A 25,897-nucleotide genomic window follows, 5' to 3' on the forward strand; every position below is an offset into this window, starting at 1 on the left:
CGTCACCTGACGGTTGAAAATGCGGCGAACCGGTCTGGTGTAGGGGCCGTCAACCTTCTTTGCGCCTTGAACATCCAATCGGACTCGACCATGGTCCCGCTCGCTTCCAGCGATTTCTTGGAATGCGCGCCGGTTTTGGCGAATTGTTGCTCCTAGTTGAACGCCTATGAGCCGTCTCCCCACGGCTCGGGGACCCGGAAATAGGCATGATCAAGTCGGAACTTATCGCCCGCCTGTCGGAGGAGAACCCGCACCTGACCCAACGCGACGTCGAACGCGTCGTGGGGGTGATTCTGGAGCGGATGATCCAGGCGCTGGAGGCGGACGGCCGCGTGGAACTGCGCGGCTTCGGGGCCCTGTCGGTGCGCTCGCGCGACGCCCGCGCCGGCCGCAATCCCCGCACCGGAGAGTCGGTGGACGTGCGCGCCAAGCACGTGCCGTTCTTCAAGAGCGGCAAGGAACTGCGCGAGCGGCTCAACGCCGACTAGGCTGCACGCCAAGGTTTGCAGTTGACCGTGAGGAAGGGCTCAGTCGATCCTGGCCCTCCTCTCGATGATCAACGGTGAACCATGAGCATCTTCTCCGAATTTCGCGAATTCATCGCGCGCGGCAACGTCATCGACCTCGCCGTCGGCGTGATCATCGGGGCGTCCTTCAACAAGATCGTCGAGAGCCTGGTCACCCAGATGGTGATGCCGCCGATCGGCCTGCTGACCGGCGGGCTCGACTTCTCCAAGCTGCAGTTCGTGCTCAAGCCCGACGACCCGGCCACCGCGGCGAGCGAGCTGGTGGCCATCCAGTACGGCGCCTTCATCAACACCCTGATCCAGTTCCTGATCGTCGCCTGGGTGATCTTCCTGCTGGTCAAGGGGGTGAACACCCTGCGCCGCAACCAGGCCGAGGCGCCGGCGGCGCCCACCCCCAGCGAGGAGCTGCTGACCGAAATCCGCGATCTTCTGAAGTCCAAGCCCTGATCCGGCTTGGCTTGGCGCGCCCCAGGCCCTAACTCATCGGCCATGAGCGTGCGCGCCAAGATCTGCGGACTTTCGACGCCGGCGACCGTCCAGGCGGCGATCGACGGCGCGGCCAGCCATATCGGCCTCAACTTCTTCCCCAAGAGCCCGCGCTATGTCGAGCTCGAGGCGGCCGCCATCCTGGCCCGGCCGGCCCGCGCCGCCAGGGTGAAGGTCGTGGCGGTGACGGTCGATCCCGACGACGCCCTGCTGGACCGGCTGACCGCCATCCTGCAGCCCGACCTGATCCAGTTGCACGGCAAGGAGACGCCGGCCCGCGCCCATCAGGTCGCCGCGCACACGGGGGCGGGGATCATCAAGGCGTTGTCGGTGTCCGAGGCCTCCGACCTGGCCGGGGCGGCGGCGTTCGAGCCGGTGGTCGAGCACCTGATGTTCGACGCCAAACCGCCCAAGGACTCCGAGCTGCCGGGCGGGACCGGCTCGCGGTTCGACTGGACGATCATGGCCGGGCGCCGATTCCAGCGGCCGTGGCTGCTGGCCGGCGGCCTCGATCCATGGAACGTGGCCGAGGCGATGAAGCTGTCCGGGGCGCCGCTCGTGGACGTTTCTTCTGGCGTGGAGCGCGGTCCCGGACTAAAGGACCCGGCCTTGATCACGGCGTTTCTCGACGCCGTCCGCCGCGCTTGAAGTTGCAGATTCCTGTGAACGCCCCAGCGAAACCCAACGACTACACCGCCTATCCCGACGCCGCGGGGCGCTTCGGCGACTATGGCGGCCGCTATGTGCCCGAGACGCTGATGCCGCTGGTCCACGAGCTGGACGCGGCCTATGCGGCGGCGAAGAACGATCCGGCCTTCCAGGCCGAGCTGCGCAGCTTCCTGACGCACTATGTCGGCCGCCCGAGCCCGCTGTACTTCGCCGAGCGGCTGACCCGGCATTATGGCGGCGCGAAGATCTATCTGAAGCGCGAGGAGCTGAACCACACCGGCTCGCACAAGATCAACAACTGCATGGGCCAGATCCTGCTGGCCATGCGGATGGGCAAGACCCGGATCATCGCCGAGACCGGCGCCGGCCAGCACGGCGTGGCCACGGCCACCGTCTGCGCCCGCTTCGGCCTGCCCTGCGTGGTCTATATGGGCGCGGTGGACGTGGAGCGGCAGAAGCCGAACGTGTTCCGGATGAACCTGCTGGGCGCCCGGGTCGAGGCCGTGACCGCCGGATCGGCGACCCTGAAGGACGCCATGAACGAGGCCCTGCGCGACTGGGTCACCAACGTCCACGACACCTACTACCTGATCGGCACGGCGGCCGGCATGCATCCATATCCGGAGATGGTGCGCGACTTCCAGGCGGTGATCGGCAACGAGGTCAAGCAGCAGATCCTCGAGCTCGAGGGACGCCTGCCCGACGCGGTGGTCGCCTGCGTGGGTGGCGGATCGAACGCCATCGGCCTGTTCCACCCGTTCCTGAACGACGAGGGCGTGAAGCTGTTCGGCGTCGAGGCGGCGGGCGAGGGCATGGACACCGGCCGCCACGCCGCGGCGATCAACGGCGGCCGTCCGGGCGTCCTGCACGGCAACATGACCTATCTGCTGCAGGACGACGAAGGCCAGATCACCGAGGCCCACTCGATCTCGGCGGGCCTGGACTATCCGGGCATCGGCCCCGAGCACTCCTGGCTGCACGACGTCGGCCGGGCCACCTACCTGACCTGCACCGACCAGGAGGCGCTGGACGCTTTCAAGCTGCTGGCCGAGCTGGAGGGCATCCTGCCGGCGATCGAATCCTCGCACGCCCTGGCCCGCCTGCCCGAGGTGGTGAAGGAGGTCGGCAAGGACGGGATCGTGGTGCTGAACCTCTCCGGGCGCGGCGACAAGGACGTGCAGACCGTCGCCGACCACCTGGGCCGCACGATTTGAGCGCGCCGATGTCGAGGCTGAAGTTCGTCCTGCAACTGGTCGCCGCCGCGGTTCTGCTGACCGCCGCCGCCTGGGCGACCGGCGTCGTCAAGGTCGAGGTGCGCGGCGACGCGACCCCCACAGTGCACAGGGCGTCCCAATGACCAAATCCCGCATCGAGGCCCGCTTCGCCCAGCTCAAGGCGGAGAACCGGGCCGCGTTCGTCGCCTATGTGATGGCCGGCGACCCCGACCATGCGACCGGCCTGGAGATCCTGCAGGGCCTGCCGGCCGCGGGCGCGGACCTGATCGAGGTCGGCTTCCCGTTCTCCGACCCGATGGCCGAGGGGCCGCCGATCCAGCGCGCGGCGCAGCGGGCGCTGGCGGGCGGCATGACGCTCAACAAGACTTTGGCGATGATCGCCGAGTTCCGGAAGGGCGACCAGGCGACGCCGATCATCATGATGGGCTACGCCAATCCGCTGGTGCACCACGGCTATGCGGCCTTCGCGCGCGATGCGGCGCAGGCGGGCGTGGACGGGGTGATCTGCGTCGACATTCCGCCGGAAGAGGCCGATCCGCTGGCCGACGCCCTGGACGCCCACGAACTCTCGCTGATCCGGCTGGCGACCCCGACCACGGACGACCGGCGCCTGCCGGTGGTGGTCCGCCGCACGTCGGGCTTCGTCTACTACGTCTCGGTCGCCGGCGTGACCGGTGTGAAGGAGGCCGACGCCGCCGCGGTGGCCCCGAACGTCGAGCGTATCCGCGCCGCTTCGGGCCTGCCGGTGGCGGTCGGGTTCGGCATCAAGACGCCCGAGCGGGCCGCGGAGATCGCCCGGGTGGCGGACGCCGCGGTGGTCGGTTCGGCGCTCGTCGAGGAGGTCGCAACAGGCTTGGCAATGAACGAATCTGTGACCGCCCGGGTTCTTTCCAAAGTAGAATCCTTGGCTAAGGCTGTGCGCTCCGCGCGAGTCGAAAGCCTCACGGTGTAGAACCCCATGGCGATGGCTGAACAGCGAAACGACAAACCGGGCAAAGGCCCCCAGGGACCGCGCGAACGCCGCGGCTGGCTTTCGCGGATTGCGCCCGGCGTGCGCAACCTCGTGGCCAAGCGCGAGACGCCGGAGAACCTCTGGGTGAAATGCCCGGACACCGGCGAGATGATCTACCGCTCGGACCTGGAGGCGGCCCTGTGGGTCACCCCGTCCGGCCACCACATGCGGATCGGCGCCGAGCAGCGCCTGCGCTACACCTTCGACGAGGGCCAGTACGAGAAGCTGGAAGCGCCCAAGGGCGTGGTCGACGACCCGCTGAAGTTCCCGGACACCAAGCCCTACATGGAGCGCCTGAAGGCGGCCCGTAAGGCGAGCGGCGCGCAGGACGCGATGAGCTCGGGCTACGGGACCATCGAGGGCGTGCCCTGCGTCGTCTCGGTGCAGGACTTCAGCTTCATGGGCGGCTCGCTGAGCGTCGGGGTCGGCGAGGCCTTCATCAAGGCCGCGCAGGAAGCCGTGAAGCGCGGCGCGCCCTATGTGATCTTCACCGCCGCCGGCGGCGCGCGCATGCAGGAGGGCACCCTGGCCCTGATGCAGATGGCCCGCACCACCCTGGCGCTGAACGAGGTCAAGGCCGCGGGCCTGCCCTACATCGTCGTGCTGACCGACCCGACCACGGGCGGGGTCTCGGCCTCCTACGCGATGCTGGGCGACATCCACCTGGCCGAGCCGAACGCCATGGTCGCCTTCGCCGGCCGCCGGGTGATCGAGCAGACCATCCGCGAGACCCTGCCGCCGGGCTTCCAGCGCGCCGAGTTCCTGGTCGAACGCGGCCAGATCGACCGGGTGGTGACCCGCGCCGACATGCGTCCGGTGCTGGGCTCGATCCTCAAGACCCTGATGATGGGACGCGACCGTTCGAAAGCCGCCTAGGCCTTGTCATTGCGCCCCCTGTGGGGGAGCTGTCAGCGAAGCTGACCGAGGGGGACTTTGACTTCGAGCGTTGCGGCGGCTGCGGCCCCCTCCACCACTTCGTGGTCCCCCTCCCCCATGAGGGGAGGAATTAGACATGTATGATCCGATCCGCGCTTCGGACGAGGTGATCCTGCGGCTGCGGGCGCATCATCCCTCGCTCATCGACCTGACCACCGGGCGCGTGGAGCGGCTGCTGGCGGCGCTGGGCCATCCCGAGCGGCGGCTGCCGCCGGTGATCCATGTGGCCGGCACCAACGGCAAGGGCTCGACGGTCTCCTACCTGCGCGCGATCGCCGAGGCGGCGGGGATGAAGGTCCACGTCATCACCTCGCCGCATCTGGTGCGGTTCGCCGAGCGCATCCGCGTGGCCGGCGAACTGGTCACCGACGAGCGGCTGTCGGAACTGATCGACAAGGTCGAGGCGGCCAATGCCGGAGAGCCGATCAGCTTCTTCGAGATCACCACGGTGCTGGCGATCCAGGCCTTCGCCGAGACCCCGGCCGACCTCTGCATCGTCGAGGTGGGGCTGGGCGGCCGGTTCGACGCCACCAACATCTTCGACGCGCCGGCGGTCAGCGTCATCACCCCGGTCGACTACGACCACCTGGAGATGCTGGGCCCCGAGCTGTCCAAGATCGCCTGGGAGAAGGCCGGCATCATCAAGCCGGGCCGCCCGGTGGTGGTCGCCCGGCAGATGGAGGAGGGCGAGGCGGTGATCCTGGCGGAGGCCGAGCAGCTCGATGCGCCGCTGACCCTGATGGGCCGCGACTTCGACGCCTGGGAAGAGCGCGGCCGGCTGCTGGTGCAGATGCCCGATCAGCTCTACGACCTGCCGGCGCCCAGCCTGTTCGGCGGCTACCAGTTCGCCAATGCCGGGCTGGCGGTGGCCGCGGCCCTGGCGCTGGGCGACCCGCGCATCGACGAGGCGGCGCTGGCCAAGGGGGTCTCCAGCGCGGTCTGGCCGGCCAGGTTCCAGCGCCTGACCGACGGGCCGATGGCGCGGCTGGCGGCCGAACGGGGCGCCGACCTGTGGCTGGACGGCGGGCACAATCCGCATGCCGGCCGGGCGCTGGCCGAGGCGGCCGGGCGGCTGGTGGCGCGCGACCCGCGGCCCCTGGTGCTGATCACGGCCATGTTCGCCCGCAAGGACGCGCTGGGCTTCTTCCGGCCGTTCGCGGACCTGAAGCCGCGGGTGATCGCCACCACCTTCGAGTCGCCCAACGCCGCGCCGGCCGAGGAACTGGCCGCGGCGGCGCGCGAGGCCGGGCTGGACGTCGAGATCGCCGCCGATGTCGAGGCGGGCGTGCGCCGCGCCCTGGCGGGGCCGGGCCCCGCGCCGCACGTGCTGATCTGCGGCGGGCTGCACTTCGCCGGCGAGGTCCTGGCCATGAGCCCGGAGACCTGGCCGACATGATCCCCTGGGTCCACCTGGCCACCGCCGTCATGCCCGACGACGGCGGGGAGCTGCGGCTCATGCAGCGCGGCGCCGAGTTCTCGATCATGTCGGGCGCCATCGAACTGATGAGCAGCCGCGTCAGCGGCTCGGAGAAGGCGCTGGCCACCCTGGCGTGCGAGCGCCTGCGCGATCGCCCAAGGCCGCACATCCTGATCGGCGGCTTCGGCATGGGCTTCACCCTGCGCGCGGCGCTGGAGAACCTCGGCCCCGAGGCGCAGGTCACCGTGGGCGAGCTGGTTCCGGAAATCATCGCCTGGGCGCGCGGGCCGATGGCCCATCTCTCCGGCGAGTGCCTGAAGGACCCGCGCCTGACGCTGATCGAGGGAGACGTCGGCGCCCTGATCGGGGCCGGCCGGGCCAGCTATGACGCCATCCTGCTGGACGTCGACAACGGCCCGGAGAGCCTGAGCCGGACGGCCAACGACCAGCTCTACAGCGACCAGGGCCTGGCGGCGGCCCGCCGGGCCCTGCGTCCGGGCGGCATGCTGGCGGTCTGGTCCTCGGCCCGGGACGAGCGCTTCACCAAACGTCTGCGCCGGGCGGGCTACGAGGTCGAGGAGGTCGGCGTGCGCGCCACCGGCGGCAAGCGCGGCGCGCGGCATATGATCTGGATGGCGAGCGCGCCCGGCCGGCCCTGACGGCCGAACTCGCGCGGGCATCGCGCTTGGCGGCCGCGGCGGATATGGTGAGGCATGGATTATCGAATTTCAGCCCGCCATCCCGGCCGCGCCGTGACCTATACGGCGAAGACGGAAGAGGCGGCGCTCGCCAAATACGAAGAACTGGTCGCCGACGGCGTGCCCTTCGAGATCACCGACGCCGACGGCGTCGTGGTCGACGACATCGACCTTGAGGAGCGCATCGACGCCAGGGGCGAGGCCTGAACGACGAGGTCCCGGCAGCCGGAACCCCGCTGGGGCCCGGCTGCGCAGAGACGGTTAGATGCCGGCCTCGTTGAGCCACTCAACGATCTTCTGCTTGGGCATGGCGCCGACCTTCATCGAGGCCATCTGGCCGCCCTTGAACAGCATCATGGTCGGGATGCCGCGCACGCCGTAGCGCGAGGGGGTCGTGGGGCTGTCCTCTATGTTCAGCTTGGCCACGGTGACCTGTTCGCCGAGCTCGGCGGCGATCTGCTCCAGGGCCGGGGCGATCTGCTTGCACGGGCCGCACCACTCGGCCCAGAAATCCACCAGCACAGGCTTGGAAGCCTGCAGCACGTCCTTGTCGAAGGATTCGTCGGTGACCGTCACGGTGCTCATGAAAAGCTCCTTATAGCCCGGCCGGAAGAACGTTTGGCCGCGGCTCTCGATCCGCCGATGTAGGCGGGCACGGCTCCGGTATCAACCTTCGCGATGGAGGTCGGCAAGGGTCTGACGCCACAGGTTTTCTGGAACCGCCATCAGCTTCGGGCCATCGGTCCAGACCAGGGCGGCCTCGATGCGGCGGCCCTCGAAGATGTCCTCCAGCACCGCGGCGTAGATCGCCATCTGCCGCAGATAGGCGCGGTCGGCGTCCTCGATGCGGTCGGGGGAAGGGCGGTTGGTCTTGAAATCCGCCACTAGAACACGGTCTTGCAGCACCACCAGCCGGTCGATGCGGCCGGAGATGGCCAGGCCGGGCGGCAGGCCGCGGGCGGTCCCGGCGACCGAGACCTCGGCCCGGCTGCCTGGCCCGAACACCTCGGAAAAGCGGGCGTCGGTGAGCACGCCCATGGCCGCGGCGGTCATCTCGGCGCGCTGCCCGGCGGTCAGATCACGTTCGCGCGAGAGGATGCGGCCAGCGGCGGCTTCGCGTTCCGCGGGCGGCAGGTCGGGCAGGATCTGCAGCAGGCGGTGGATCAGGTCGCCGCGGCGGAAGCGGCCCAGGCCCTCGGTGCGGACCAGCGGCGAGGTGGCGGGCGTGGTCGCGTCCTCGCCGAGCTGCGAGGGCGAGGCGTAGCGGGCGAAGGCCTCGGCCGGCGGGGCGACCTGCGCCCAGGCCGGCAGGGCGGCGGTGGTTTCGCTCTGGGCCCGGGCGGGGCCCAGGGCGAGGGGATCGGGGCCGAAGCGCAGGAATTCGCGGCCGCCCGCGGTCACGATCCGCTTCTCGCCGCCGACATCGGCATGCTCGAAGGCGGCGACCACCGCGCCCCACCAGCCCTTGACGTTCTCTTCCTTGGCGGTGGCCGAGACCCGGCCGCACAGGACCAGCCGGTCGCGGGCGCGGGTCAGGGCGACGTAGAGCAGGCGCGCGGCCTCCTCCTCGTCCTTGCGGGCGCGCCATTCGCGGGCCTCCAGCGAGGCGGCGCAGTCCGTGCCTTTCGAGGGGCTCCACAGGAAGCCGCCCGCCTGGGTCCGCATCAGCGGCGAGCCGCGGGCGGTGCGGCCGAGCGTGGTCTCCGGCAGGAAGACGATCGGCGCCTCCAGGCCCTTGGCGCCGTGGGCGGTCATCACCCGGACCTCGTCGCGGCCGGCCTCCATCTCGCGCTTGACGGTGATGTCGAGGCTGGCCAGCGCCGCGGCCAGGCTTTCGAGGTCCTCCACCCCGCGGCCCTCGGCGGCCAGGACCTGGGCCAGGAACTCGTCCAGGGCGTCCTCGGCCTCCGCGCCCAGCCGCTCCATCAGCCGCCGGCGCATGGAGCGGCCGCCCTCGTCGCGCAGGGCCAGCAGGCGCGCATAGAACTCGAACGGCCGCAGGGCGCGGTTGGCGACCAGCCATTCGACCAGATCGGCGGCGGCGGCCCATGGCGGGGTCTCGGCGCGGCGGCGGCGCAGCACGGCCGCGAGGTTCTCGCGGCCCCGGAGATGGGCCAGGGCGTAGAGGCTGTCGTCGGAGAGGTCGCAGAACGGGCTGCGCAGCAGGGCCGCCAGGGTCAGCTCGTCGGCGGGGTGCTGGGCGAAGCGGGCCACCGCCAGCAGGTCGTCGAAGACGATGTGCTCGGACAGGGCCAGCCGGTCGGCGCCGGCCACCGGGATCTTGCGATGCTTGAGCGCGCGCAGGATCTCCTCGAACAGCGCCTTGCGGCGGCGGACCAGGATCAGCACGTCGCCGGCGGTGGCCGGGCGCGGCCGGCGGGTCTCCTTGTCCAGCACGGCGTCGCCGCGGGCGATCAGGGCGGCGATCTCGGCGGCGATCTCCTCGGCCAGGCGCTTGTTGGCGCTGGCCTGGCCTTCCTCGTCGAGCGGGGCGTCCCAGGCGTCGCGGACGTCGCCCTTCTCCTCGCGCTCCAGCGGCCAGAGGTCGACGCAGCCGTCGTCGGAACGCACGGCCCGGTGCTCGATCACCTCGGCCTCGACGCGGGGCAGGATGGCGGCGGCGAGCTCGGGCGGGGCGAAGGCGGCGTCGACGAAGCGCAGCACCTGGGGCGTGGAGCGCCAGGAGGTCAGCAGGTCGACGCGCTCGAACCGGAAGCCGGCGCCGGTGGCGCGCTCGCGGTGGAACTCGAACTCCTGGATCAGCAGCTCGGGCCGCGCGCCCTGGAAGGAGTAGATCGACTGCTTCTCGTCGCCGACGACGAACATGTTGCGCTCAAGCATCCGCTCGGTCGGCTGGCCCGAGCCGGCGAAGAACTCCTCGGTCAGGGCGCGGACGATCTCCCACTGCTCGGGGGCGGTGTCCTGGGCTTCGTCAACGAGGATATGATCAACCCCGCCGTCGAGCTTGTAGAGCACCCAGGCGGCCATGGGCCGCGAGGCGACGAGATCGCGTGTCTTTTCAATGAGATCGGTGAAATCGAGCGCGCCGGTGGCGGCCTTCTCGATGGCGTAGGCGGCCAGGTAGGCGCTGGCCAGGATCAGGGCGCCGTGGGTGTCGTGGGCGACGCGGGCGGCGCGGCGCCGTTCGCGGGCGATCTCCAGCCGGTCCTGCTCGGCCAGCAGGAAGAACCGCAGGTCCTCGCGGACCTTGAGGCCCGAGGTCTTCTGCACCCAGGCGACGGGCGTGCCCTCGCCCTTTTCGGTGAAGAGGGCCGCCAGACATTCGTCGAGGCCGGCGCCGGGCGCCAGGGCGGCGGCGAGCTTGGCGGCGTTGGCGATGTCGGCCTTGCCGCCCTGGGCCAGGGTCTCGGCGCAGTCCTGCCAGGCCGCGCGGTTCAGGTCGTCCAGCGCCTCGGCCTCGACGGCGTCGGGATCGGCCGGTTCATCGAAACCGCAGACGCGCCAGACGTCCTCGACCGCGCCCTCAAGGCCGCCGTGGCTGTCCAGATAGGCGCCGAGCGCGCCGCGCTGGCTCTCGAAGGCGGCGAACATGCCCTGGAAGCTCTGGAAGTCGAGCGCGACCGAGAAGCGGGCATAGGCCTGGGCGACCGCGCCCTCGCCGCGCAGGGCGTGGCGGGCGACGGCCTTGCGGGCGGCGCCGGCGACCGCGGCGCTGGCGCTGTCGTCCATGACCCGGAAGCCGGGCGAGACGCCCGCCTCCAGCGGAAAGCGCCGCAGGAGCTTCTCGCAGAAGGCGTGGATGGTCTGGATCTTCAGGCCGCCGGGCGTCTCCAGGGCGCTGGCGAACAGGGCGCGGGCCTTGGACAGGCTGCGGGCGTCGTAGCTCTCGGGCGCGCGGCCCTCGAGCCTGGCCAGTTCGCCCTGCAGCCTCTTGTCGTCATAGACCGACCAGTCGCCCAGCAGATGATAGAGGCGGCGCTGCATCTCGGCGGCCGCGGCCTTGGTGTAGGTCACGCAGAGGATGGTCTCCGGGCGCGCCCCGGCCAGCAGCAGGCGCGCGACCCGGTCGATCAGGGTCTTGGTCTTGCCCGAGCCGGCGTTGGCGGTGACGAAGGCCGAGATCCCCGGGTCGGCGGCCAGGCGCTGGGGGTCGGGGGGCGGGATCGCGTTCATTCGCCGTCCTCCTCGCCGCTGGTCGACCACTCGAAGACGCGGGCCAGGTGGTCGTAGTCGCTCATGTGCAGCTTCACGAACTGCGGGGCGACGCGCGAGGCGTAGGGGCGGCCGTGGTCGAACTGGCTGACCAGCTTGACCAGCCCCTCATAGGCGTTGGCGGCGGCCAGGGCGCTCTCGTCGCCCGGCATGGCGCGCACTTCCTCGCGCCCGGCCGGCTTGCGGCCGGTGATCTCCAGATAGGTCAGCTCCCCCGGCTCGGGATGGCCGAGCGTCGGGAAGCCGCCCGATTGCAGGATCGCCGCCGTCAGGGTGAGCTGCGGCGAGAAGCCGGTCTCCACCACCTTTTTCGACGGCGCCTTGCCGGTCTTGTAGTCGAGGATGTGGCCATAGCCCTGGGGGTCGATCTCGATGCGGTCGGCGCGGGCGTTGACGGTGAACGGCCCGGCAGGGGCCTCGATGGTCAGTTCGCCCTTCAACTCGACGTGGATGGTGCGGCCGTCGGCGCGGCGGCGGCGCTCCAGGTCGGCGACCCAGGCGGCGGCCTCCTTGGCCAGGGCGGTCTCGCGCGCCAGGGCCTCGTGCGGCATGCCGGCGGCCTCCAGTTCGGCGACATAGAGGCGCTCGAAGATCGCGGCGGCGTCGGGCGGCAGTTGGTCGGGATGAGCCTCGGCCAGCCGCTCGAAGGCCTTGTGGATCGCAGTTCCGCGGGCGCGGGCCTCGACGGCCTCGTCGGGCCGTTCCAGCGGATAGAGCTTGAGGATGTCGCGCGCCCAGACGGCGTAGGGATCGCGGGTGAGGGCCTCGATGCGGGTGACCGCCATCTCGCGCGGCCGGTCGGCGATCGGCGGGCTGGGCGAGGGGCGCTTGGCGGGTTTGTAGTCCTGGGCGGCGTCGAGGGCGCGGGCCCAGTCGACGACGTCCGGGCGGCCGGGCAGGGCGACGCCGGCGCCGCGGGCCAGGGTCTCCAGCCGCCAGAGCCAGCGCGACTTCACGGCCGGGGCGCCCTCGCGGCGTTCGGAATGCAGCAGGATCACCTCGGGCGCGCAGGCGGCCTGGGCGAAGTCGTGGGCGGCGAGGCCGACGCGGCGCTCGGGCGGCGGCAGGCCCAGGCGCTCGCGCATCGGGCGCGACAGGAACGGGTCGAGCGGCGCGCCCTGCGGCCAGACGCCTTCCTCCAGGCCGGCGACCACCAGGCGGTCGGCCCGGGTCAGGCGCGCCTCGATGGCGCCGAGGATGCGCAGGCGCGGATGGGTGGCGCCGCCGGTGCGCACGCTCTCGCCCGACATCAGCCGCGAGAGCAGGTCGGCGAAACCGCGCGGGGTGACGGGGGGCAGGCCCTCGGACTCGTCGATCAAGCCGGCCAGCAGCCGGCCCAGGGCCTCGCCGCCGTGCCCGGCCCAGAGGTCGCCATGGTCGCCCAGCGGATCGGCGGCGAGGGCTTCGAGGGTTTCGGTCAGGCGCCGGGCGGCGTCGGCCGGGGATTGGGCGGGCTCTGCGGCCTCCAGGCGGGAGAGGGCGGTTTGCAGCCTTCGCGCCAGGGCCAGCGCCTCGTCGGATTCGCCCAGGCGCGCCTCCAGCGCGGCCCAGGTGGTGCGGCGCGGGCCGCGCAGGCCGTGCTGCTCCAGCGCCGCGCGGCGCGCGATCAGGTCTTCCGGATCCAGGCCCAGCCGCACCAGCGGATGCTTGAGGATGGCCAGCAGGGTCACCGGGTCGAGCGGATCGACCGCGGCCCTGGCGACCAGGCCGGCCAGCACGCCGCCCGGGCAGCCGGAGAGCGAGAGGCCGGCCGAGGAGTCGGCGGCCACGCCCCAGCGGGCCAGCTTGGCGGCGACGCGGCGGGCCAGGGCCTGGTCGGGGGCGACGAGGGCGGCGGTGCGGCCCGGCGTCTCCAGCGCCTCGCGCAGCAGCAGGGCGGCGACCGTGGCGGCCTCCTCCTCGGCGTGGGCGGTGACGACGGAGAGGCCCGACAGGCCCTCGGCGATGGCGTCGACGCCGTCCGTCTCGCCCTCCAGGCGCAGGCTCTCGATCACCGACAGCCAGTCGGCGGTGCGCTCGGCCGGGCGCAGGGCCTCGTTGATCACCCGCCGGCGCCAGCGGCCGCGCGAGTCGAGGGTGAAGGAGGCCGGCCACTCCATGACCTCGCGGCGCTCGACCCCGGCGCGGTGCAGCAGGCGGCGCATGGCGCCCTGGGGATGCTGTTCGCCGACCTCGATCCAGGCGCTCTCGGCCAAGCTGTCGTCGAGGCCGGGCAGGACCACGGCCCCCTGCGGCGCGGCGGCGACGACGGCCAGCAGGTCGGCGGTGGCCGGCGCGGTGCCGGTCGAGCCGGCGGCGATCAGCACGCCCTGCGGCGGGCGCTCGCTCCAGGCCCGGGCCAGCTTGCGCAGCAGGGCCACGCGCCGCTGGGAGACGTCTACCAGGCCGAGCTCCCGCAGCCGCGCGGGCCAGGCGACCTGGGCCATCTCCAGGAACTCGCGGCTGATGCGCCAGTGTTCGGCCAGGTCGGCGCCGACCAGCTCGCCAAGGCCCTCGCCGTTGACCTCCTCGATCTGGAGGCTGTCGAGGAAGCTTCCCAGGGCGTCGGCCAGTTCCAGGGCGGCGGAGGCGTCGAGCTCGCGGCCGAGCTCCTTCTCGTGCGCCTTGACCAGCCGGGTCAGCTCGAAGCGGCGGCGCAGGGAGCCGATGGCGGCGGGCAGCTCGACGGCCAGGTCGCCGGGCTCGAACGGCGGCTCGCCCTCGTCGAGGTCGCCGAGCGGGCGGATCTGCGGCGGCAGCACCGCCTTGCCGCCGGCCGCGGCGACGAAGGCGTCGGCCAGGGCCCGCGCCCCGCGCCGGGTCGGGGTGAGGATGATCGCCTGGGAAAGGGCGTCGGGGCCGAGCGGGCTGAGGGCGTCGTAGAGCCCGGCGGCCAGGTCCTGCACGAACGGCCGGTGGGCGGGGATGTTGAACCAGCGCGGGCCGGGGCGGGTGAAGAGGGTCATGGGCGCGTCCCGCCCATCCCGGTTTCGGCCGCAGGCCGAAGACCGGGACCCCTGAACACCTGGTCGGGTCGAACGTGGCGCTGGCGGCGCTCGGAATCGGCGCGCGCGGCGCGAATGGATCCCGGCCTTCCGCTGCGCTCCAGCCGGGATGACGCCTGGTGTTGGTCGGGGCGGCTTGAGCCAAGGTCCCCCTCAGTCAGCCATGCGGCTGACAGCTCCCCCGAGGGGGGAGCATCTGTAAGGGGCGGCGTCACCGGAGCTTCGCCTCGGTCGCCTCCCGGGCGGCGGGGTCTCCGACGTGCATCCAGAAGCCGTCCATGACGGCGCCGTGGAGGCGGCCCTGCGCGGACAGCCGCCACCAGACCGGCACGATGGAGAAGGCGCCGTCGGGTTCCGCGTCGAGGATCTGGGGTTTCAGGATCTGGAAGCCGACATTGGCGTAGGGCGTCGGCGGTTCGGGCTTGGCCGAGTGGGTCAGGCGGCCGGCCTCGTCGCGGAAGAAGCCCTGCGGCCCCTCGAAGCCGATGCCGTGGCCGCGGCGGACCAGCAGCAGGCAGAGGTCCATGGCGTCGGGATCCCAGGCCGCCTTGAGCGTCTCCAGGGCCGGCGTCTCGCCCTCGATCCACAGCGAGTCGATGTTGGCGATCATGATCGGGGCGTCGCCGAGCAGACGGCGGGCGTGCTTGATCCCGCCGCCGGAGTCGAGCAGGACGGCGCGCTCGTCGGAGATCAGGATGCGGATGTCGGTCCGCCTGGCCAGATGCGCCTCCATCTGGTCGGCGAAGTGGTGGACGTTGACCACGGCGGTCTCGATCCCCGCCGCGACCAGCCGGTCGAGCACGTGGTCGATCAGCGGCTTTCCGGCGACTTGGATCAGCGCCTTGGGGCGGTCGTCGGTCAGCGGCCGCATGCGGGTGCCCAGGCCCGCGGCCATCACCATGGCGGTCTTGATCTGGCTCATCGGCGGGCCTGCGCGGGAACGTGGCGGTCGAACCAGGCCTTGAGATCGCCCAGCGCAGGATCGGCCAGGCAGCGGTCCAGATAGCCCCACAGGCGCGGAAGGAACGCCTCGTAGCGCGGCTTGCCGTCACGGGTCGCCAGGCGCGCGAAGATGCCGATGATCCGCGCGATGTTGAGCGCGCCGAGCGCGTGATAGTCGGCCAGGAACCGCACCGGGTCCAGTTCGGGCCGCAGGACGAAGTAGCGGGCCAGGCACCCGGCCTCCAGCGCCGGCGAGACCTCGCGCCGCGCATCGTGCAGGAGCATGGACATGTCCCACGCCGGGTGGGCGACGACCGCGTCCTGGAAGTCCAGCAGGCCGACGCGCGCCGCGCCGGTCCGCTGCGGCAGCCAGATCAGGTTTTCGGCGTGATAGTCCCGATGGCAGAACACCGTGGGGTTGGCTGCGCCGCGGGCGCGGATCGGCGCCCAGACGGCTTCCCATTCGGCCAGGGCCTGGTCGGTGAAGCGGAGTTCCGGGCGCAGCCGGGGCAGCCACTCCGGAAGGATGTCGCCTGCGGTCTTCAAGGCCAGGTCGTCATAGCTGAGCAGCGGCCAGGAGAGCCCTTGCGCTTCCAGCCGCGCCGGCGGCGTCACCGAATGCAGCAGCACCAGCGCCTCGATGGCGTCGTCATAGAGCGGCGCTTCGTCCTGGCCGGCCTCGATCAGGCGCGCGAACAGGTCGTCGCCCAGGTCCTCCAGCACGGCCAGGCCGCTCGGGGCGTCGTGGGCCAGGACCGCCGGCGCCGACAGGCCCTGCGCGCGCAGCCACTCGGCGGTGGTCACGAAGGCCTCCACCCGGCCGGCGGCCAGGCGGGCCAGGGCGTTGTAGCCGGCCGCCCTGCGCTCGTCGTCGGTGGCGCCTGGCGGACAAGGCGCGGTTTCGGCCGACGGCGGCTGGTCCATGAAGATCACGGTCGAGCCGCCTGGCAGATGCAGGCGTTCATAGGCGCGGGTGGAGGCGTCGCCGCTCAGCGGCTCGCGGCGGGCCTGGCCATAGCCGTGCGCCTTCAGGAACTGCGCCTTGCGGCTCTCACGATCGGAATTCAAGCCCACGTCCTTCCCAGGCGCCCGCCGGCGTCAGCCGGGCGCGCCGCGCTTCCCCGCCGCCTGGCGACTCATCGACCATGATCTCTACATCAAGTCGGTCGGGGGGGAGATGGCCCTCCAGGCGCTCGGGCCATTCGATCACCGCCGCCCCGTCCTCCAGCGCCTCGTCCAGGCCGATCTCATAGGCCTCGTCCGCCGAGGCGAGGCGATAGAGGTCGAAGTGCGCGACCTTCAGCCGCGCGCCCTCGTAGAACTGCACGATGGTGAAGGTCGGGCTGGGGACGTCCTCGGTCGGCGTGGTCAGGGCGCGGACCAGGGCGCGGGCCAGGGTCGACTTGCCGGCCCCCAGCGGCCCGGTCAGGCAGACCGCCTCGCCGGGCTTCAGCTCGGCGGCGATGGCTGCGCCCAGGACGCCGGTGGCGGCTTCGTCGTCCAGGCGGAAATCGCCCTCGGCCTGGGTGATCATGCGAAGGCCTTTTCGGGATGCTGCGGCAGGGTGCGGACATAGGCCTTGAGCGCCTCGGTGGCGGCGACGGCGTCCGGGTCGAGGGCGCCGGGCGGGACCGGCGGGCCGAGGATCAGCGAGAACTCGCGGCCGCGCTTGTTCAGCAGCTCGTGGAACAGGGTGATGTCGCGCAGCTCGTTGGAGAAACGGTTGAAGAGGTGGAACAGGGTCGATGACGGGCCGCTGAGGTGCATGGGGATCACCGGCGCCTCGTACTTGCGGGCCAGGGAGATGGCGCTGGGCATCCATTCGGGATCGCTGAGCACGCCGCCCGGGCCGCGGCGGGCCAGGCGGCCGGCCGGGAAGATCATCAGGGCGCGCTCGGCCTCCATGGCCTGGCGGGTGAGCTGCAGGGTCAGGCGGGTGCGCTCGCGGGTGCGCTTCTCCTCGACCCATTCGACCGGGATCAGCACCTCGTCGAAATGGGGCGCGACGCGGTGGGCGTCGGAATTGGCGTAGAAGCAGATGTCGGGGCGCAGGCCCTTCAGGGCGTCGAAGACCGCGACGCCGTCGGCGATGCCGGTCGGGTGGTTGCAGATGAAGATGGCGCGGCCGGCGGGGGGGACGTGCTCCAGCCCCTGGGCCGCGACCTTCACGCTGAGCAGGTCGGAGACGTAGTCGAGCGCCGCGCGGCCGGGCATGGGGGCGATGGCGTCGGCCATGGCGCGGGCCTTGCGGTAGTCCAGCATCCGGTAGAGGGCGGGCCGGATCAGCGGCCACAGCGGCCCGCCCGACAGCCGAGGCGCGCGCTCGGCGATCAGCGCGTCGACGATGTGGTCGTGATAGGCGCTGCGCGCGGGCAGGGCGGCGGCGGTGGGCGAGAGGCTCGTCATCGACGTGCAGAATGCGACGGCCCCCTGCGCCGGGGCAAGCGGGCGCCGGCCTGCTCACCCTGGGTGACCTACCCAGGCCGCGCGCGAGGGCCTACAACACCGGCATGCGCGATATCCAACACTTCATTTCAGGTGCGGCCCAGCCTGGCGTGTCCGGGCGGTTCGGCGAGGTTTTCGACCCCAACACGGGCGAGGTGCAGGCAAAAGTCGCCCTGGCGACGGCGGCCGAGGTCGACGCCGCGGTGCAGGCGGCGCTGGCGGCCCAGGGCGCCTGGGCGGCGACCAATCCGCAGCGCCGGGCGCGGGTGATGTTCGAGTTCAAGCGCCTGGTCGAGGCGCGGATGGACGAGCTGGCGGCGCTGCTGTCGTCCGAGCACGGCAAGGTGATCGCCGACTCCAAGGGCGACATCCAGCGCGGGCTGGAGGTGATCGAGTTCGCCTGCGGCGTCCCGCACGTGCTGAAGGGCGAATATACCGAGGGCGCCGGGCCGGGCATCGACGTCTATTCGATGCGCCAGCCGCTGGGCGTGGCGGCGGGGATCACCCCGTTCAACTTCCCCGGCATGATCCCGATGTGGATGTTCGGCGTCGCGATCGCGGTGGGCAACACCTTCGTGCTGAAGCCCTCGGAGAAGGACCCCAGCGTCCCGGTGCGGCTGGCCGAGCTGTTCATGGAGGCCGGCGCCAACCTGGGCATGGACCTGAAGGGCGTGCTGAACGTGGTGCACGGCGACAAGGTCGCGGTCGACGCGATCCTGACCCATCCCGACATCGCCGCGGTCAGCTTCGTCGGCTCGTCCGACATCGCCCATTACGTCTATTCGACCGGGACGGCGCACGGAAAGCGGGTCCAGGCCATGGGCGGGGCCAAGAACCACGGCATCGTCATGCCCGACGCCGACCTCGACCAGACGGTCAAGGACCTGGTCGGCGCGGCCTACGGCTCGGCCGGGGAGCGCTGCATGGCGCTGCCGGTGGTGGTGCCGGTCGGGGCCAGGACCGCCGACGCGATCCGCGAGCGGGTGGTGGCCGAGCTGGAGACGCTGAAGGTCGGGGTCTCGACCGACGCGGCCGCCCAGTACGGGCCGGTGGTCAGCGCCGCGCACCGCAACAAGATCGCCGACTACATCCAGATCGGGGTCGACGAGGGCGCCGAGCTGGTGGTCGACGGCCGCGGCTTCGCGCTGCAGGGCTTCGAGAAGGGCTTCTTCATCGGGCCGAGCCTGTTCGACCAGGTCAAGCCGGGCATGAAGACCTATCGCGAGGAGATCTTCGGCCCGGTGCTGCAGATCGTCCGCGCCGAGAGCTTCGAGGAGGCGCTGGCCCTGCCCAGCGCGCACCAGTACGGCAACGGGGTGGCGATCTTCACCCGCAACGGCCGCGCCGCGCGCGAGTTCGCCGCCCGGGTCAATGTCGGTATGGTCGGGATCAACGTGCCGATCCCGGTGCCGGTGGCCTATCACACCTTCGGCGGCTGGAAGCGCAGCGCCTTCGGCGACGTGAACCAGCACGGCATGGAGGGCGTGAAGTTCTACACCAAGATCAAGACGGTCACGGCCCGCTGGCCCGAGGGCATGACCGACGACAGCGCCTTCGTCATTCCCACCATGCGGTGATGCAACTACTCTGCCGCGAGTTTGCGGCGGAGGTTCGATGAAGCGGTTCCAGCTCTGGGCGATCCTGGCCCTGGTCGTCGCCCTGGCGGGCGCGGGCGGTTTTGCGTGGTGGAACTACGACCTGCGCTGGCGGCCGCACACCATCACCAGGCACCAGGCGGAGATCACCAGGATCCTCGAGACCTCCGGCTGGGTCTCGCCCGGCAAGACCGGGCCCAAGCTCTACATGGTCTCGTTCCGCACCTGCCCCGACTGCCTGCGGTTCAAGGCCGAGGAGTTCCCGCTGCTGCACGCGGCCGGCGTCGACACCCGGGTCATCGAGATCGCCCGCCGCGACCTGAACGGCGTGGCCAAGTCGACCCCGGCCGAGCGCGCGACCGTGGCCGAGCTGTGGCTGGGCCGCTCCTGGCCGCTGATGGAGCAGTGGGAGGACGTGCCGGCCGAGGCCTGGACCGCGGCCGGCATCGCGCCGGCCGACGGCGACATGGCCCGCACGGCGGTGGTGGAGGCGGGGCGCAAGCTGGTCGACGACCTGCAACCGCTGCTGAAGGCCAACGGCGTCAAGTTCGCCTATCCGACCCTGGTCTGGTGGACCAAGGACGGCCGGATGCGGGCCTGCGCCTGCGAGAAGCGCGAGACCTACCGCTTCGTGCGCAAGGAACTGGGCGTCCCCGGCTAGCTGGCGTAGGGCCGGCCGCTGACGATCTGCTTGCTGCGGATGCGGGTCTTGACCCCGTGTTCGCGGTCGGCGGGATGGCCGCTGGCGCGCCGGCCGATGCCTTCGCGGCTGGCCTCGTCCTCCAGCTCGTCGGCCGCACCGAGTTCGAGCTCGGGATCGGTCTCGCCGTCGATGACGGGGTCGGGCGCGGCGTTGCGGTTCTTTCCGGCCATGGGGGGCTCCTCATCTTGGGTCCGACTAGGTCAACCGCCGAGGCGGCGCCCTGTTCCGTGCTTGAGGCGAGCGCGCTGAAGGGCTAGGCGGGAGCCATGCCGTCACAGTTGCAAGCCGCCTATGACGCCCGCCTGGCGCAGGGCGATATCCGTCCAGATGCGGCCCAGGCCGCCGCGCTGGCGGCGCTGGTGCGGCTGGAGGGCGACCTGGCCCGGGCCGAGCCCAGCGGCTTCGCCTCGTTCTTCAGGAAGCCGGAGAGCCAGCGCGGCGTCTACCTGATCGGCCCGGTCGGGCGCGGCAAGTCGATGCTGATGGACCTGTTCTTCGCCAGCGCCCCGGTGGAGAAGAAGCGGCGCATCCACTTCCACGTCTTCATGGGCGAGATCCACCGGCTGATCGACGCCTGGCGCAAGGGCGACGCCGCGGCCCGCAAGGCGAAGTTCGGCCAACACAAGGGCGACGACCCGATCCCGCCGGTCGCCGACGTGGTCGCCGGCCAGGCGCGGCTGCTGTGCTTCGACGAGTTCCAGGTCACCGACATCGCCGACGCCATGATCCTGGGCCGGCTGTTCGAGGGGCTGTTCGCCCGCGGCGTGACCCTGGTGGCGACCTCGAACCGGCTGCCGGACCAGCTCTACAAGGACGGCATCAACCGCCAGCTCTTCCTGCCGTTCATCGCGCTGCTGAAGAGCAAGGTCGAGGTGATCAGCGTCGCCGGGCCGCACGACTACCGGCTCGACCGGCTGCGGGCGGCGGGCGTCTGGTTCAGCCCCAACGATCCCGACAATGCGCGCAGCTTCGACGCGCTCTGGAAGGACATGCTGGGCGGCGAGGCGGAGGTCGGCGAGACCCTGGAGGTGCTGGGCCGCAAGGTGCACCTGCCGCACGCCCAGGGCGGCATGGTGCGGGCGACCTTCGCCAGCCTGTGCTCGGTGGCGCTGGGGCCGAACGACTACATCGCCATCGCCGAGCGCTTCCACACCCTGTTCCTGGAGGACGTGCCGCGGCTGACGCCGAACCGGCGCGAGGAGGCGCGGCGGTTCGTGATCCTGATCGACGCGCTCTACGAGGCGCACGCCAAGCTGATCGTGCTGGCGCAGGCCGAGCCGACCAAGCTCTATCCGGAGGGCGACGGCGCCTTCGAGTTCGAGCGCACCGCCTCGCGCCTGCAGGAGATGCGCTCGGCCGACTGGCTGGCGGAGGACAGTTAAGCCGCTCGTGTCATCAAGTCAGTTGAGCTTTTGGGGCGGGGCGGCGCCTCATTCGCCAGGCCCGGCGCGAATGGGTCCCGGACAAGCCCTGCGGGCTTTCCGGGATGACACGGGCGGGGTCTAGCCGGCCCGCAGGCTCTCGACCAGGTCGCGGGCGTAGGGGGCCAGGCCCTCCAGGCTGCGCACGCAGATGGTCAGCTCGCGCCGGGCCCAGTCGTCGGTGAGGTCGACGATGCCGAGCGACATGGTGCGGGCCGCGCGCCGGGCGGTGGTCTCGGGCACGATGCCGACCCCGACCCCGCACTCCACCAGCCGGCACACCGCGTCGAAGCTGCGCAACTGCACGCGCAGCCGCAGGGGCCGGCCCTCGCGCACCGCCTTGGCCGACAGGAACCGCTGCAGCGACGAGGCGCGGTCGAGGCCGACGAGGTCGCAGCCGAGCACGTCGGCGAAGGTCATCGACCGGCGCTGGGCCAGCGGGTGGATGGCGCTGGTCACCACCACGAAGCGGTCGGAGCGGAAGGGAAAGGTCTCCAGGCTGCCCATGTCGACGGTGCCGGCGACGATGCCGATGTCGCCGACGCCCTCGGCCACCAGCCCGACGATCTCGTCGGAGAGGCGTTCCTCCAGGTTGATGCTGACGTGCGGGTGGTCGGCCAGGAAGCGGCTGAGCGCCTCGGGGATGAACTCGGTCAGGGCGTTGGTGTTGGCCAGCAGCCGCACCTCGCCCGAGAGCCCGCCGGCATAGGCGCCGAGGTCCTCGCGCAGCCGCGCGGTCTGCGAGAGGATGGTGCGCGCGTGCTTGAGCAGGGTGCGGCCGGCGGGCGTGGGCGTGACCCCCTGGCGCGAACGCTCCAGCAACGGCGCGCCCAGGGCGTCCTCCATGTTGCGGATGCGGGTGGAGGCGGCGGCCAGGGCCAGGGCGCAGCGTTCGGCCCCGCGGGTGATGGAGCCGGCGTCCGTCACTTCGCAGAACAGCCGCAAGTCAACCAGGTCGAACCGCATCCTTCGCCTCCTGCGAAGGATGCATACGGGAAAGACGCATTGCATCAAAAGAAAAAGCTCGGAAACTTCGGTTTTGGCGAAGGGGAGGTCGCTGCTCTGTAGAGAGCGGGGCTGCGCCTTTCGTTGACACTCGAAGGGGGCGGCTTAAAAGCGGAGCCGCTTCTTGCAGCCCGGAACGCCCATGACCTACGCCCCTCGCGAACGCCCGCTCTCGCCACACACGACGATCTGGCGGTGGCACGTCACCATGGCCACGTCGATCCTGCACCGGGCGACCGGCTGCGCCCTCTATGGCGGCGCGCTGATCTTCGCGCTGTGGGCCACGGCCCTGGCCTCGGGCCCCGACGCCTATGCGACCTTCATGGCGGTGCTGGGCTCGTTCCCCGGCAAGATCGTGATGTTCGGCCTGACGCTGTCGGTCTTCTACCACCTGGCCAAGGGCGTCCAGCACCTGATCTGGGACCTGGGCTTCGGCTACAAGGTGCAGACCGCCACCCTGGGCGCCGTCGTCTGCATCGCCTTCTCGATCGCCGCCACCCTGGCGGTCTGGATCATCGCCGCCATGACCGGAGCGCTCTGATGTCGAGCTTTCGCACTCCCCTCGGCCGCGCCCGCGGCCTGGGCGCCGCCAAGCACGGCGTCGGCCACTGGATCTCCGAGCGGGTCTCCGCCGCGGCCCTGATCCCGCTGCTGCTGTGGGGCGTGTTCGCCGCCCTGCGCCTGGCGAGCCTGGACTATGACGGCGCGGTGGCCTGGCTGCGGTCGACCCCGCTGAACCCGACCCTGCTGGTGCTGCTGGTGACCTTCTCGTTCCTGCACATGCACGGCGGCCTGCGGGTGGTCATCGAGGACTATGTCGAAAAGAACCTGAGCCGGGCCGCCTGCCTGCTGCTCAACCTGTTCGTCTGCGCGCTGTTCGGCGCGCTGGCGGTGTTCTCCATCCTGAAGGTCGCGCTGGGAGGCGCTGTCTAATCCCATGGCGAGCTACGAGTTCATCGATCACAAGTTCGACGTGGTGGTGGTCGGCGCCGGCGGTTCGGGCCTGCGCGCGGCGCTGGGCTGCGCCCAGGCGGGGCTGAAGACGGCCTGCATCACCAAGGTCTTCCCGACCCGCTCGCATACCGTGGCGGCCCAGGGCGGCATCTCGGCCAGCCTCGGCAACATGGGCCAGGACGACTGGCGCTGGCACATGTACGACACCGTCAAGGGGTCGGACTGGCTGGGCGACCAGGACGCCATCGAATACCTCTGCCGCAACGCGCCGGCCGCGGTCTACGAGCTGGAGCACTGGGGCGTGCCGTTCTCGCGCACCGAGGAAGGCAAGATCTACCAGCGCGCCTTCGGCGGCATGACCAAGAACTTCGGCGAGGCCCCGATCCAGCGCACCTGCGCGGCGGCCGACCGCACCGGCCACGCCATGCTGCACACCATGTACGGCCAGAGCCTGGCGCACGACACCGAGTTCTTCATCGAGTACTTCGCCCTCGACCTGATCATGGACGAAGGCGTCTGCCGCGGCGTGACCGCGTGGAAGCTCGACGACGGCACCCTGCACCGCTTCCAGGCCCAGCAGGTGATCCTGGCCACCGGCGGCTATGGCCGCGCCTACTTCTCGGCCACCAGCGCCCATACCTGCACCGGCGACGGCGGCGGCATGGCGCTGCGCGCCGGCCTGCCGCTGCAGGACATGGAGTTCGTGCAGTTCCACCCGACCGGCATCTACGGCGCCGGCTGCCTGATCACCGAGGGCGCCCGTGGCGAGGGCGGCTACCTGACCAACTCCGAGGGCGAGCGCTTCATGGAGCGCTATGCGCCGTCGGTGAAGGACCTGGCGCCGCGCGACATGGTCAGCCGGGCCATGACCATCGAGATCCGCGAAGGCCGCGGCGTGGGCCCGAAGAAGGACCACATCTTCCTGCACCTCGACCACCTGGATCCGAAGATGCTGGCCGAGCGCCTGCCGGGCATCTCGGAAAGCGCCAAGATCTTCGCCGGCGTCGACGTGACCAAGGAGCCGATCCCGGTCCTGCCGACCGTGCACTACAACATGGGCGGCATCCCCACGAACTTCTTCTCCGAGGTCGTGACCCGCGAGGGCGACAACCCCGACCAGGTGGTTCCGGGCCTGATGGCGGTGGGCGAAGCGGCCTGCGTGTCGGTGCACGGCGCCAACCGCCTGGGCTCCAACTCGCTGATCGACCTGGTGGTGTTCGGCCGCTCGGCGGCGCTGCGCTGCGCCGACACCATCAAGGCCGGGGCGACCCAGCCGGAGCTGAAGCCGGTCATGACCGACGGCCACCTGGCCCGCTTCGACAAGTTCCGCAACGCCAACGGCTCGCTCCCCACCGCGCACCTGCGCCTGGAGATGCAGCAGGCCATGCAGGAGGACGCCGCGGTGTTCCGCACCACCGAGGCCCTGGCCTCGGGCGTCAGGCGCTTGGCCGCGGTGCACGCCAAGCGTCCGGACCTGAAGGTCACCGACCGCGGCCTGATCTGGAACACCGACCTGCTCGAGACCCTCGAGCTGGACAACCTGATCGGCCAGGCGACGGTCACCGTGGTCGGGGCGCACAACCGCACCGAAAGCCGCGGCGCCCACGCGCACGAGGACTATCCGGACCGCAACGACCAGGACTGGATGAAGCACACCCTGACCTGGTTCGACGACGCCACCGGCAAGGTGAAGATCGATGACCGGCCGGTGCACAGCTACACCATGACCAACGACATCGCCTACATCCCGCCCAAGGCGCGGGTGTACTAGGCCCTGCCGATGATCCTTCTCCCCTCCATGCTCAACGCGTCCGCGTCCAAGGAAAGCGTCTGATGGTCCAGCTCGCCCTGCCCAAGAACTCCCGCGTCCAGAAGGGCCGCCATCACCCCGCGCCCGCCGGGGCCAAGAAGGTCAAGACCTTCCGAATCTACCGCTACGACCCGGAAGGGAGCGAGAACCCGCGCTGGGACACCTATGACGTCGACGTCGACGCCTGCGGCCCGATGGTGCTGGACGTCCTGATCCACATCAAGAACGAGATCGACCCGACGCTGGCGTTCCGCCGCTCCTGCCGCGAGGGGGTCTGCGGCTCCTGCGCCATGAACATCGGCGGGCGCAACACGCTGGCCTGCACCCACGGTCACGAAGACGTGCCCGGCGCCGCGTGCCAGATCAGCCCGCTGCCGCACATGCCGGTGGTCAAGGACCTGATCCCCGACCTGACGATGTTCTACGCGCAGTACGCCTCGATCGAGCCGTGGCTGCACACCGAGACGCCCGAGCCGCAGAGGGAATGGCGCCAGACCCCGGAGGACCGCGAGAAGCTGGACGGCCTCTACGAGTGCATCCTCTGCGCCTGCTGCTCGACCTCGTGCCCCAGCTACTGGTGGAACGGCGACAAGTACCTGGGCCCGGCCGCCCTGCTGCACGCCTACCGCTGGCTGATCGACAGCCGCGACGAGGCCACCGGCGAGCGCCTGGACGAGCTGGAGGACCCCTTCAAGCTCTATCGCTGCCACACGATCATGAACTGCGCCCAGGTCTGCCCGAAGGGTCTGAACCCCGCCAAGGCCATCGGCGAGATCAAGAAGATGCTGGTGGATCGCGTCGTCTGACGCTTCTCTAGGAGAGGGCGAACGATCCGAACTGTGTTTGGAAAGTTGACGCCGCCGTCACTTTTCTGCATGGGGCTTA

General features: G+C 71.0%; 26 protein-coding genes. 17 read left to right on the forward strand and 9 right to left on the reverse strand.

Annotated features, from left to right (window positions below):
* The first annotated feature begins 206 nt into the window (after positions 1-206).
* From RTL41_RS16440 to RTL41_RS16485, 10 genes are all read left to right on the forward strand, one after another.
* On the forward strand, positions 207-488 hold the full coding sequence (locus RTL41_RS16440) for an integration host factor subunit beta (protein WP_312166160.1): 282 nt from the start codon (positions 207-209) through the stop codon (positions 486-488).
* 81 nt (positions 489-569) lie between these two features.
* Positions 570-974: a large-conductance mechanosensitive channel protein MscL gene (gene mscL / locus RTL41_RS16445; RefSeq protein WP_312166161.1), complete on the forward strand. Its 405-nt coding sequence runs from the start codon at positions 570-572 to the stop codon at positions 972-974.
* A gap of 42 nt (positions 975-1,016) precedes the next feature.
* Positions 1,017-1,661, forward strand: a complete 645-nt coding sequence (locus RTL41_RS16450) for a phosphoribosylanthranilate isomerase (protein ID WP_312166162.1) — start codon at positions 1,017-1,019, stop codon at positions 1,659-1,661.
* A 14-nt stretch (positions 1,662-1,675) separates the two neighbouring features.
* The gene (gene trpB, locus RTL41_RS16455; protein ID WP_312166163.1) at positions 1,676-2,896 is read left to right on the forward strand and encodes a tryptophan synthase subunit beta; all 1,221 of its coding nucleotides are present in this window, start codon (positions 1,676-1,678) and stop codon (positions 2,894-2,896) included.
* An 8-nt stretch (positions 2,897-2,904) separates the two neighbouring features.
* Positions 2,905-3,039, forward strand: coding sequence for a hypothetical protein (locus tag RTL41_RS16460; protein ID WP_312166164.1), 135 nt, complete (start codon positions 2,905-2,907; stop codon positions 3,037-3,039).
* Complete coding sequence (gene trpA, locus RTL41_RS16465) at positions 3,036-3,869, forward strand: tryptophan synthase subunit alpha (protein WP_312166165.1); 834 nt, start codon at positions 3,036-3,038, stop codon at positions 3,867-3,869. Before RTL41_RS16460 ends, trpA begins: the two co-directional genes overlap by 4 nt.
* A 6-nt stretch (positions 3,870-3,875) precedes the next feature.
* Entirely contained in the window at positions 3,876-4,805 is a 930-nt protein-coding gene (accD, locus tag RTL41_RS16470; protein WP_312166166.1) for an acetyl-CoA carboxylase, carboxyltransferase subunit beta, read from the forward strand.
* Positions 4,806-4,941: 136 nt separating this feature from the next.
* Positions 4,942-6,261 carry a folylpolyglutamate synthase/dihydrofolate synthase family protein gene (locus tag RTL41_RS16475; protein ID WP_312166167.1) on the forward strand — a complete coding sequence of 440 codons (1,320 nt, stop codon included), beginning with the start codon at positions 4,942-4,944 and terminating at the stop codon, positions 6,259-6,261.
* Positions 6,258-6,941 carry an MnmC family methyltransferase gene (locus tag RTL41_RS16480; RefSeq protein WP_312166168.1) on the forward strand — a complete coding sequence of 228 codons (684 nt, stop codon included), beginning with the start codon at positions 6,258-6,260 and terminating at the stop codon, positions 6,939-6,941. Before RTL41_RS16475 ends, RTL41_RS16480 begins: the two co-directional genes overlap by 4 nt.
* Positions 6,942-6,995: 54 nt before the next feature.
* Complete coding sequence (locus RTL41_RS16485) at positions 6,996-7,187, forward strand: hypothetical protein (protein ID WP_312166169.1); 192 nt, start codon at positions 6,996-6,998, stop codon at positions 7,185-7,187.
* Between the two features lie 54 nt (positions 7,188-7,241).
* Here RTL41_RS16485 and trxA read toward each other — a convergent pair whose 3' ends face one another.
* The 7 genes from trxA to RTL41_RS16520 all read right to left on the reverse strand — a co-directional run bounded on the left by trxA (position 7,242) and on the right by RTL41_RS16520 (position 17,485).
* Complete coding sequence (gene trxA, locus RTL41_RS16490; protein ID WP_183771157.1) at positions 7,242-7,565, reverse strand: thioredoxin; 324 nt, start codon at positions 7,563-7,565, stop codon at positions 7,242-7,244.
* Between the two features lie 81 nt (positions 7,566-7,646).
* Complete coding sequence (addA, locus tag RTL41_RS16495; RefSeq protein ID WP_312166170.1) at positions 7,647-11,114, reverse strand: double-strand break repair helicase AddA; 3,468 nt, start codon at positions 11,112-11,114, stop codon at positions 7,647-7,649.
* Positions 11,111-14,098 (reverse strand): double-strand break repair protein AddB, encoded by a 2,988-nt coding sequence (gene addB, locus RTL41_RS16500; RefSeq protein ID WP_312166171.1) that lies wholly within the window; start codon positions 14,096-14,098, stop codon positions 11,111-11,113. Before addB ends, addA begins: the two co-directional genes overlap by 4 nt.
* Positions 14,099-14,348: 250 nt before the next feature.
* Positions 14,349-15,059 carry a nucleotidyltransferase family protein gene (locus RTL41_RS16505; protein ID WP_312166172.1) on the reverse strand — a complete coding sequence of 237 codons (711 nt, stop codon included), beginning with the start codon at positions 15,057-15,059 and terminating at the stop codon, positions 14,349-14,351.
* Positions 15,056-16,153, reverse strand: coding sequence for an N-acetylmuramate/N-acetylglucosamine kinase AmgK (gene amgK, locus RTL41_RS16510; protein WP_312166173.1), 1,098 nt, complete (start codon positions 16,151-16,153; stop codon positions 15,056-15,058). Before amgK ends, RTL41_RS16505 begins: the two co-directional genes overlap by 4 nt.
* Positions 16,131-16,613: a tRNA (adenosine(37)-N6)-threonylcarbamoyltransferase complex ATPase subunit type 1 TsaE gene (gene tsaE / locus RTL41_RS16515; RefSeq protein ID WP_312166174.1), complete on the reverse strand. Its 483-nt coding sequence runs from the start codon at positions 16,611-16,613 to the stop codon at positions 16,131-16,133. The genes amgK and tsaE overlap by 23 nt, the downstream gene beginning before the upstream one ends.
* Complete coding sequence (locus RTL41_RS16520; protein WP_312166175.1) at positions 16,610-17,485, reverse strand: 1-acyl-sn-glycerol-3-phosphate acyltransferase; 876 nt, start codon at positions 17,483-17,485, stop codon at positions 16,610-16,612. The genes tsaE and RTL41_RS16520 overlap by 4 nt, the downstream gene beginning before the upstream one ends.
* A gap of 104 nt (positions 17,486-17,589) precedes the next feature.
* Here RTL41_RS16520 and RTL41_RS16525 point away from each other — a divergent pair, with 104 nt between their 5' ends.
* Entirely contained in the window at positions 17,590-19,101 is a 1,512-nt protein-coding gene (locus RTL41_RS16525; RefSeq protein WP_312166176.1) for a CoA-acylating methylmalonate-semialdehyde dehydrogenase, read from the forward strand.
* 37 nt (positions 19,102-19,138) lie between these two features.
* Entirely contained in the window at positions 19,139-19,780 is a 642-nt protein-coding gene (locus RTL41_RS16530) for a hypothetical protein (RefSeq protein WP_312166177.1), read from the forward strand.
* Here RTL41_RS16530 and RTL41_RS16535 read toward each other — a convergent pair.
* Entirely contained in the window at positions 19,777-19,992 is a 216-nt protein-coding gene (locus RTL41_RS16535; RefSeq protein WP_312166178.1) for a hypothetical protein, read from the reverse strand. The genes RTL41_RS16530 and RTL41_RS16535 overlap by 4 nt on opposite strands.
* A gap of 96 nt (positions 19,993-20,088) precedes the next feature.
* Here RTL41_RS16535 and zapE point away from each other — a divergent pair, with 96 nt between their 5' ends.
* The gene (gene zapE / locus RTL41_RS16540) at positions 20,089-21,204 is read left to right on the forward strand and encodes a cell division protein ZapE (RefSeq protein ID WP_312166179.1); all 1,116 of its coding nucleotides are present in this window, start codon (positions 20,089-20,091) and stop codon (positions 21,202-21,204) included.
* 120 nt (positions 21,205-21,324) lie between these two features.
* Here the strand turns inward: zapE and RTL41_RS16545 are convergent, their stop codons facing one another.
* Positions 21,325-22,209, reverse strand: a complete 885-nt coding sequence (locus tag RTL41_RS16545) for a LysR substrate-binding domain-containing protein (RefSeq protein ID WP_312166180.1) — start codon at positions 22,207-22,209, stop codon at positions 21,325-21,327.
* A 181-nt stretch (positions 22,210-22,390) separates the two neighbouring features.
* On the opposite strand from RTL41_RS16545, the gene sdhC reads away from it, so the two are divergent.
* From sdhC to RTL41_RS16565, 4 genes are all read left to right on the forward strand, one after another.
* Positions 22,391-22,789: a succinate dehydrogenase, cytochrome b556 subunit gene (sdhC, locus tag RTL41_RS16550; protein WP_312166181.1), complete on the forward strand. Its 399-nt coding sequence runs from the start codon at positions 22,391-22,393 to the stop codon at positions 22,787-22,789.
* Complete coding sequence (gene sdhD, locus RTL41_RS16555) at positions 22,789-23,181, forward strand: succinate dehydrogenase, hydrophobic membrane anchor protein (RefSeq protein ID WP_312166182.1); 393 nt, start codon at positions 22,789-22,791, stop codon at positions 23,179-23,181. The genes sdhC and sdhD overlap by 1 nt, the downstream gene beginning before the upstream one ends.
* A 4-nt stretch (positions 23,182-23,185) precedes the next feature.
* Positions 23,186-24,973 carry a succinate dehydrogenase flavoprotein subunit gene (sdhA, locus tag RTL41_RS16560; RefSeq protein ID WP_312166183.1) on the forward strand — a complete coding sequence of 596 codons (1,788 nt, stop codon included), beginning with the start codon at positions 23,186-23,188 and terminating at the stop codon, positions 24,971-24,973.
* A 62-nt stretch (positions 24,974-25,035) separates the two neighbouring features.
* Positions 25,036-25,818 (forward strand): succinate dehydrogenase iron-sulfur subunit, encoded by a 783-nt coding sequence (locus tag RTL41_RS16565; RefSeq protein ID WP_312166184.1) that lies wholly within the window; start codon positions 25,036-25,038, stop codon positions 25,816-25,818.
* The last annotated feature ends 79 nt before the right edge of the window (positions 25,819-25,897 follow it).

Origin of the sequence: Phenylobacterium sp., from assembly GCF_031984885.1 — a bacterium.
GTDB lineage: Bacteria > Pseudomonadota > Alphaproteobacteria > Caulobacterales > Caulobacteraceae > Phenylobacterium.

Excerpts from the sequence above, each read along its gene's own strand:
- sdhA (WP_312166183.1), top strand. The coding sequence starts at position 23,186 with ATGGCGAGCTACGAGTTCATCGATCACAAGTTCGACGTGGTGGTGGTC.
- trxA (WP_183771157.1), bottom strand. The coding sequence starts at position 7,565 with ATGAGCACCGTGACGGTCACCGACGAATCCTTCGACAAGGACGTGCTG.
- mscL (WP_312166161.1), top strand. The coding sequence starts at position 570 with ATGAGCATCTTCTCCGAATTTCGCGAATTCATCGCGCGCGGCAACGTC.
- RTL41_RS16505 (WP_312166172.1), bottom strand. The coding sequence starts at position 15,059 with ATGAGCCAGATCAAGACCGCCATGGTGATGGCCGCGGGCCTGGGCACC.
- sdhC (WP_312166181.1), top strand. The coding sequence starts at position 22,391 with ATGACCTACGCCCCTCGCGAACGCCCGCTCTCGCCACACACGACGATC.
- trpA (WP_312166165.1), top strand. The coding sequence starts at position 3,036 with ATGACCAAATCCCGCATCGAGGCCCGCTTCGCCCAGCTCAAGGCGGAG.
- sdhD (WP_312166182.1), top strand. The coding sequence starts at position 22,789 with ATGTCGAGCTTTCGCACTCCCCTCGGCCGCGCCCGCGGCCTGGGCGCC.
- RTL41_RS16485 (WP_312166169.1), top strand. The coding sequence starts at position 6,996 with ATGGATTATCGAATTTCAGCCCGCCATCCCGGCCGCGCCGTGACCTAT.
- RTL41_RS16520 (WP_312166175.1), bottom strand. The coding sequence starts at position 17,485 with ATGACGAGCCTCTCGCCCACCGCCGCCGCCCTGCCCGCGCGCAGCGCC.
- addB (WP_312166171.1), bottom strand. The coding sequence starts at position 14,098 with ATGACCCTCTTCACCCGCCCCGGCCCGCGCTGGTTCAACATCCCCGCC.
- RTL41_RS16460 (WP_312166164.1), top strand. The coding sequence starts at position 2,905 with ATGTCGAGGCTGAAGTTCGTCCTGCAACTGGTCGCCGCCGCGGTTCTG.
- accD (WP_312166166.1), top strand. The coding sequence starts at position 3,876 with ATGGCGATGGCTGAACAGCGAAACGACAAACCGGGCAAAGGCCCCCAG.
- RTL41_RS16530 (WP_312166177.1), top strand. The coding sequence starts at position 19,139 with ATGAAGCGGTTCCAGCTCTGGGCGATCCTGGCCCTGGTCGTCGCCCTG.
- RTL41_RS16480 (WP_312166168.1), top strand. The coding sequence starts at position 6,258 with ATGATCCCCTGGGTCCACCTGGCCACCGCCGTCATGCCCGACGACGGC.
- tsaE (WP_312166174.1), bottom strand. The coding sequence starts at position 16,613 with ATGATCACCCAGGCCGAGGGCGATTTCCGCCTGGACGACGAAGCCGCC.
- RTL41_RS16450 (WP_312166162.1), top strand. The coding sequence starts at position 1,017 with ATGAGCGTGCGCGCCAAGATCTGCGGACTTTCGACGCCGGCGACCGTC.
- RTL41_RS16535 (WP_312166178.1), bottom strand. The coding sequence starts at position 19,992 with ATGGCCGGAAAGAACCGCAACGCCGCGCCCGACCCCGTCATCGACGGC.
- RTL41_RS16525 (WP_312166176.1), top strand. The coding sequence starts at position 17,590 with ATGCGCGATATCCAACACTTCATTTCAGGTGCGGCCCAGCCTGGCGTG.
- addA (WP_312166170.1), bottom strand. The coding sequence starts at position 11,114 with ATGAACGCGATCCCGCCCCCCGACCCCCAGCGCCTGGCCGCCGACCCG.
- RTL41_RS16440 (WP_312166160.1), top strand. The coding sequence starts at position 207 with ATGATCAAGTCGGAACTTATCGCCCGCCTGTCGGAGGAGAACCCGCAC.
- zapE (WP_312166179.1), top strand. The coding sequence starts at position 20,089 with ATGCCGTCACAGTTGCAAGCCGCCTATGACGCCCGCCTGGCGCAGGGC.
- RTL41_RS16565 (WP_312166184.1), top strand. The coding sequence starts at position 25,036 with ATGGTCCAGCTCGCCCTGCCCAAGAACTCCCGCGTCCAGAAGGGCCGC.
- RTL41_RS16545 (WP_312166180.1), bottom strand. The coding sequence starts at position 22,209 with ATGCGGTTCGACCTGGTTGACTTGCGGCTGTTCTGCGAAGTGACGGAC.
- RTL41_RS16475 (WP_312166167.1), top strand. The coding sequence starts at position 4,942 with ATGTATGATCCGATCCGCGCTTCGGACGAGGTGATCCTGCGGCTGCGG.